Below are 6,484 nucleotides of genomic sequence, written 5' to 3'. Positions count from 1 at the left end.
AATCCGCCACCCCACAGGTATTCCTCCAAGAACGGTTCGTGCTGTTCCCACATCTCCCGTGCCGTGATGCTCTTAACCGTCCGCACGATTTCGCTCGGTGAGTGCTTCGGATGGGCTGACAGAAACAGGTGTACGTGGTCGGGAGAAATGTGGAGTGCTAGTATCTCGTAGCCGTACTCGTCGCACACATCGCGGAAACTCGCTTCCAGTGATTCCTCGATTGGTTCGAGAATCGCATGGCGATACTTCGGGCACCACACGAAGTGGTAGTTGACGTTGTACACCGTGTGATTCGACCGTTCCTCGCCCATATCGAACCCACTCCACCAACACAATTAAGTATATCCAAAGGATATACGAAAGTATGGCGAATCGCTTTGAAATCGACGGCGAGGAAGTCCTCGACGGCGAGGTCAAGCCGTTCGGGAACAGCGCCCACGTCACCGTCCCCAAACGCTGGCGTGGAGCCGACGTGAAAGTCGTCCGAACCTCAGAACCCACCGAACAAGACGACGAATGACCGACGCACAGGCTCTCACCAAGACGCTGGACTTCCAACTCAACATACAGAGTGACAACGAGAGCCTGCTGTACGACGCCTGCCTCGAAGCACGGTCGGCGTACAACGAAACCATCCGTCTCGCCAAAGAGGGCGTAGACTGGAACGCCATTCCCGACCGCGTGGCCGACGACGCCGATCTCGTGAAGAACACGACACAGCGCGTCGTTGCGAAGGCTCTTGGTGCGATGGAGAACTACTACGAGTACGACGACTTCGGCCAACCGAGCCATACCAAGGACGGCACGTACCCGCTTCGTGCGAACTACGAGGAAGGGTACAACCTATCGCTTACTGACGACGGCGACGTGGCGTTCCGCATCAGCGCGAAGCCGTACAAGCACATCAAAGGCGTCCTTGAAGGCGACGACGCCCACTTCGAAATTCTCAAGACCGCGCTCGAAAGCGACGAGTGGAATATTGGCACAGCAGAAGCCCTGTTCCACAACGGGAACGCCGAGTTGCACGTCAACGTCACCAACACCGAGCAGACCGTTCGAGACAAACAGGACTCGCGGACAGTCGTCGGCGTGGACGTGAACGAGGACAACGTGGCTCTGGCTGCGCTCTCCGAGGATGGGGTTGAGGACACGTTAGTCATTGACTTTCCCGAAATTAAGTTCGAGCGGCACCGCTATTTCACGATGCGGAAACGTGTCCAGAGCGCGGGGAAGGACAGTATCCACGATGCGCTCGAAGGGCGTGAGGAACGGTTTGTCCGCGACCGACTCCACAAGGTATCTCGGCACATCGTGGAGTGGAGCCGTCAGTTCGAGAGGCCGTGCATCGTCTTTGAAGACCTCAAAGAGATGCGCGACAGTATCGATTACGGCACGCGGATGAACCGACGCTTGCACCACCTCCCGTTCCGCGCTCTCCAATACTACACGTCGTACAAGGCGTCATTCGAGGAGATTCCGACTGCGTGGATTAACCCCGAGTACACCAGCCAGCGGTGTCCGATGTGTGGGCATACGGAGCGTGCGAATCGTAACAAGAAGCGGTTCAAGTGTCGGGACTGTGGGCATCAAGACCACAGCGACCGGGGTGCAAGCGTGAATATTGCCGTGAAAGGCATCGAGAAGCATCAGGACTGGAATGTGCCTGCTCTCAACAGCCTTCCCGTTGTTCGGAAGGTGCGACGGCAGGCATCGGGGGCCGTGGACGCCCCGACCGTGACCCACCCGACCGTTCGAGGCTATCAGGCCGATGGTCAGGTGGGAGTGTCCGACTAAACCACGGGAAGCCTCGGGGCTTGACCCCGAGGCGGTTCACTGGTAACTGGCCCCGAAGACGCGGCCGACGACCTCGAGGCCGTCGGCGGCGTCACCGCTGCCGTACCGGACCTCGCGCTCGAGGTCGCGCCCGTCCTCGAGGACGAGCACGACGAGATTCCGGACGACCCCGACGCCGTCTACGACGAACTGCTCTGGGACAAGCAGGTTCAGAACGTACGCGAGGCACAGGCACACGCGACGGGCGAGGGGACGACGGTAGCGATCATCGACACGGGAGTCGACGAGACCCACCCCGACCTCTCGAACCTCGACGTAGAAGGCAGCGTCGCTGTCGTCGACGGTGAGATCGCACCCCACCAGGGTGATCCCAACGGACACGGTACCCACGTCGCGGGGACGGCCGCCGCGACGGGCGACGAGCTCATGACGGGGACAGCGCCCGATGCGACGCTCGTCTCCGTGGACGTGCTGGGTCACGGCACCGGCACTATGGGTGACATCATGCTCGGAATGGAGTACGCCGCCGACGTCGGCACGGATGCCGCGAACATCAGCCTCGGTTTCATGATGGCTCCACAGGAGTTCGCCGAATTCGAGGACAACGTGGGAGTCTACCGCCAGCTGTTCGAACCAGTCGCGAACTACGGACGGCGGGAGGGAACGCTGTACGTCGGGTCGGCCGGTAACGACGAGACCGACCTGCAGGGTGGCTGGCTCCGCCTCTGGAACGGCCTGTCCGGTGTTATCGGCGTCAGCGCCACCGGACCGAACGACAAACTCACGTTCTACTCGAACTGGGGACGCAACGACGTCGACGTCGGCGCACCCGGCGGCGGCTACGAAACCGAAGAGAAGACGGTCGATCCGGAAGCCGACGTCGAGTGGCCCTACCCGCTCAACCTGGTGTTCTCGACGTATTCGACGCAGGCCGAGGAGGGTCCTGCCCCGTACAATTGGCTGGCGGGCACGTCGATGGCGGCCCCACAGGTCACCGGCCTCGCCGCCCTCGCTCGCGAACTCGACGAGGGCGCGAATCCCCAGCAGGTACTCCAGGCAGTCCGAAAGGGAGCCGAGGTCGGGGACAACCGTGGCGACCCGGAACTCGGTGCAGGGAGAGTCAACGCGCTGAACACCGTCGAACGACTCGAGTGACGAATCGGCGAACTACTCGCCCCCGAAACTCTCGGCGGCGTCGAACCCGAGTAAAAGGGAAGAGCGTGAACGCGTCTCTGACCGAAGTGAACCAGCCAAATAGCTTCTATTTATCCGACCGAACCGGAACGACTGCAGCGTCCTCGACCTCGAGCACGGTTCCCTCGTCGGCACGCTCGAGATCCCGTTCCTCGCCGGTTACGAGGTCGGTCGGTTCGAGGTCGCGGTCCACTCGAACGTGCACGGGATCTGCGCCGAAATTCAGCACGACTGCGACGGTCTCGTCGTCGGTCTCGCGGGCGTACGCGACGACCGCGTCCGAATCGCCTTCGGAGACGACCTCCCAGTCGACGTCGACGAGTTCTCCACGCGAGAGCGCCGGCGACTCGTGGCGTGCGTCGACGAGACGTCGGTGGAACGTCGTCGCCTCGCCATCGCCCTCCCAGGGCATGAGCTGTCGGTACTCGGTCGCACCGCGTTCCTGCCCGTAGTATATCATCGGCACGCCCGGCAGCGTGAGGACGGCTGTCACCGCTGCTCGCTGGGCTTGCGGACCACACTCTTCGAGGTAGCGCGTCTCGTCGTGGTTCTCGACGTAGCGCATGTGCAGCGACCACTCCGGGAACCCTTCCCGGCGAGGCGCAGTCGCGGCCTCGAGGACGGCGTCGCCCGACCGGTCGCCGTTGCCTACGTCCCGCAGCGCGGAGTACAGTGTCGTGTCGTAGTGGACGTCGAACTCGGACTCGGCGTACTCCGGCTCTCGAGGAACGGTCTCGTCGAGCAGGAGGAACTCCGAATCCTGACTCTTGACGCGTTCGTAGATTTCTTTCCAGAAGCCGTGGGGGACTCCCCAGGCGACGTCACAGCGGAAGCCGTCGACGACGTCGACCCACTCGTCGACGACAGAGAGGAAGAGCGACCGGACGGCGAGGGAGTCGTAGTTGACGTTCGGGATGCCACGCCAGTTGAAGTAGTACTGGGCGACCTCCGTTTCTCCGTCCGGGGTAGTCCGCGCCGGCGGCGCGTAGTCCTCGCGAGGGTTCTCCGATCCGATCTCGGGTGCGAGTTCGTCAGGGTCGACGCCGCTCTCCTCGAGGCTCTCCCAGACGTACCAGTCCTCGTACTCGGGGACGCAGGCCGCGCTCATGTCGAAGGCGGCGTGCTCGCGTGCGGTGTGGTTGATTACGAGGTCGAAGACCACGCGGATCCCGCTCTCGTGACAGCGGTCGACGAACGACTCGAACTCCTCGCGCGTGCCCAGGTCCGACGCGGTGTCGAAGTAGTCGGTGATGTGGTAGCCGTGCTTCGTCGGGCTCTCGAGGACAGGGGTCAGCCAGAGACAGTCGACGCCCAGCGACTCGAGGTAGGGAATTCGGCGCTCGAGCGACTCGAACGTCGCCTCGTCGGTAAAGGAGCGAACGAAGATTTCGTACACGACGGCGTCCCGGGCCCACTCCGGCGGGTCGTTGCGCCGCTCGACGCGTCCGTCCGGGTGGACGATCACGCAGTCGGCGATACTGTGGCGTTCGCCGACGGCGACGGCGTGGATCCGGACGGGTCCCTCGAGGTCGGCAATCGGCACGCGGGCCTCCTGGCTATCGACCTCGAGGTCATCATCGGTCAACTCGTCTCGGTCGTCGACGTAGAACTCGACCGCGAGCTCGTCTGCATCGTACTCGCTGTCGGTACCCGGCGTCGTGTCTGCCGTGATTGTCGTCTCGCTGCCGTCGACAGGGTCGTCCGGTCCCTCGAGGAAGACCCGCGGCTTGCCGGGACCAGGGACCTCGACCTCCTCCCAGACGGCGTTCTCGAAGTCGTCGCCGGCGATGTAGCCGTAGCGGTGCGTTCCTGGCGGGAGGTCGATCTCATACTGGTAAATGCCATCCTCGAGTGTCGGATGTTCCCGGTCGAAGAGGTGCTCGTTGAACGGCCCCATGAGCGAGACGTCGTCGGGGTCGTGGTCGGGGAGTCGGCCTCGCTCGAGGTCGAAACTCGTCAAACGACGGACGTCCGGAAAGGCACGGACGCGCTGGACGTACTGGCCGTCCGGCGTCTCGAGTTCGAACCTGTAGATGCCGGGAACGTCGGGTTCGACGTGCCAGACCGTTTCCTCGGGCGTAGAAAGCTCACTTTGGGTCGGCTTCTCGTGGACCGACCACTCGTAGCTTGCGTTGGGGTCGGGATCGCGAGGTGCGAGTTCGATCGATTCGCCGACGGTACAGAAACGTGGCGGACCCGGCTGTTGCATACGGATCCGAAGGAGAGGCGTCGCTTTATCGTTTATGGACGAAGAACTATTTCACCATGATTTCAAAACATCTCTCATCGGCAGGTCCCAGTTTCGGCCGATATCAGGGCGTGGGTGTCGAGACCGGCTCGTCCTCGTGAAGCAGGGAGTCGCCGGTTTCCGCGTCGAACAGACGAATGTCTCTATCAGCGAGCGTGATCTCGATGCACTCGTCTGGTTCGGGTTTGAAGTCGGCCGGGACGCGAGCCATGAACTCGTCTACGTCTTCGCCGAGGTCGAGGTAGAGGTAGTTGTCGCTGCCGACGGGTTCGACGACTTTGACAGTCGTCTCGATTCCGTCTCCGTCGGCCGGGAAAATGTGCTCGGGGCGGATACCGAGGATCACCGAATCCCCGGCGCCGACCGGGAGGCTCGTCGAGTACTCCGAGGAGAGTTCGTAGCGGAACCCATCGCCGTCGTCCAGCATCAGTCGGTCCCCGGACTGCTCGACGGCCACTTCCAGGAAATTCATCGACGGCGAACCGATGAACCCACCGACGAACCTGTTTGCCGGCTCGTTGTAGACAGTGTTCGGTGCGCCGACCTGCTGGAGCTTGCCGTCGTTGAGGATGACGATCTTGTCGCCCATCGTCATCGCCTCCTCCTGGTCGTGGGTGACGTAGACGGCGGTGATGTCGAGTTCTTCCTGGAGACGTTGAATCTCCGCGCGCATGGTCGTGCGGAGCTTCGCGTCGAGATTGCTGAGCGGTTCGTCGAACAGGAACACGTCCGGTTCGCGGACGATCGCACGCCCGAGCGCGACGCGCTGTTTCTGCCCGCCGGAGAGTTCGTCCGGTTTGTCCTCGAGGAGTTCGTCGATGTCCATCATCTCCGCAGTCTCGACGACCCGGCGTTCCCGCTCTTCTTTGCTCATGCTTGTGCTCATTCGGAGCCCAAACTCCATGTTCTCGAAGACCGTCTTGTGCGGGTACAGCGCGTAGTTCTGGAAGACCATCGCGACGTCACGGTTCTTCGCGTGCACATCCGTGACGTCTTCCCCGCCTATCTCGATGGTGCCGGAGGTCGGCTTCTCGAGGCCAGCTAACATTCGAAGCGTGGTCGTCTTCCCACAGCCCGACGGTCCCACGACGGTGACGAACTCGCCGTCTTCGATCTCGAGGTCGAGGTCGTCGACCGCGACGACCCGTCCGACGTCGTACTCCTTTCGGAGGGAGTCGATGGTGACCCGTGCCATTTGGCAGCAGTTCGTCTCCACGATATAAAGTCTTTCCCAAAAACGTCAATTGA

General features: G+C 62.3%; 7 protein-coding genes. 3 read left to right on the top strand and 4 right to left on the bottom strand.

Features of this window, described 5'->3' with window-relative positions; all coding sequences use genetic code 11:
* The coding region (gene tnpA, locus BLR35_RS13570) for an IS200/IS605 family transposase (RefSeq protein WP_090382834.1) at positions 1-311 on the bottom strand (311 nt) is incomplete at its 3' end.
* 53 nt (positions 312-364) lie between these two features.
* Between tnpA and BLR35_RS13565 the strand changes: the two genes are divergently transcribed.
* On the top strand, positions 365-520 hold the full coding sequence (locus BLR35_RS13565) for a DUF2080 family transposase-associated protein (protein ID WP_090382832.1): 156 nt from the start codon (positions 365-367) through the stop codon (positions 518-520).
* Entirely contained in the window at positions 517-1,794 is a 1,278-nt protein-coding gene (locus BLR35_RS13560; RefSeq protein ID WP_090382829.1) for an RNA-guided endonuclease TnpB family protein, read from the top strand. Before BLR35_RS13565 ends, BLR35_RS13560 begins: the two co-directional genes overlap by 4 nt.
* Positions 1,795-1,830: 36 nt before the next feature.
* Here the strand turns inward: BLR35_RS13560 and BLR35_RS21005 are convergent, their stop codons facing one another.
* Positions 1,831-2,175 (bottom strand): hypothetical protein, encoded by a 345-nt coding sequence (locus BLR35_RS21005; protein ID WP_244510243.1) that lies wholly within the window; start codon positions 2,173-2,175, stop codon positions 1,831-1,833.
* On the opposite strand from BLR35_RS21005, the gene BLR35_RS13555 reads away from it, so the two are divergent.
* Positions 2,059-2,949 (top strand): S8 family peptidase, encoded by an 891-nt coding sequence (locus BLR35_RS13555; protein ID WP_342027640.1) that lies wholly within the window; start codon positions 2,059-2,061, stop codon positions 2,947-2,949. The genes BLR35_RS21005 and BLR35_RS13555 overlap by 117 nt on opposite strands.
* A gap of 106 nt (positions 2,950-3,055) precedes the next feature.
* Here BLR35_RS13555 and BLR35_RS13550 read toward each other — a convergent pair whose 3' ends face one another.
* The gene (locus BLR35_RS13550; RefSeq protein ID WP_090382822.1) at positions 3,056-5,197 is read right to left on the bottom strand and encodes an alpha-amylase family glycosyl hydrolase; all 2,142 of its coding nucleotides are present in this window, start codon (positions 5,195-5,197) and stop codon (positions 3,056-3,058) included.
* A gap of 103 nt (positions 5,198-5,300) precedes the next feature.
* Entirely contained in the window at positions 5,301-6,431 is a 1,131-nt protein-coding gene (locus BLR35_RS13545) for an ABC transporter ATP-binding protein (RefSeq protein WP_090382819.1), read from the bottom strand.
* Positions 6,432-6,484 lie beyond the last annotated feature (53 nt).

This window comes from Natronobacterium texcoconense, assembly GCF_900104065.1.
Classification (GTDB): Archaea; Halobacteriota; Halobacteria; order Halobacteriales; family Natrialbaceae; genus Natronobacterium; species Natronobacterium texcoconense.
The sequence above is the reverse complement of the archived record's forward strand: the minus strand, read 5'-3'. Positions and strand labels throughout refer to the sequence as shown.

Bases quoted from the DNA above. Each gene is read 5' to 3' on its own strand.
- BLR35_RS13565 (WP_090382832.1), top strand. From the start codon at position 365: ATGGCGAATCGCTTTGAAATCGACGGCGAGGAAGTCCTCGACGGCGAG.
- BLR35_RS13560 (WP_090382829.1), top strand. From the start codon at position 517: ATGACCGACGCACAGGCTCTCACCAAGACGCTGGACTTCCAACTCAAC.
- BLR35_RS13550 (WP_090382822.1), bottom strand. From the start codon at position 5,197: ATGCAACAGCCGGGTCCGCCACGTTTCTGTACCGTCGGCGAATCGATC.
- BLR35_RS13545 (WP_090382819.1), bottom strand. From the start codon at position 6,431: ATGGCACGGGTCACCATCGACTCCCTCCGAAAGGAGTACGACGTCGGA.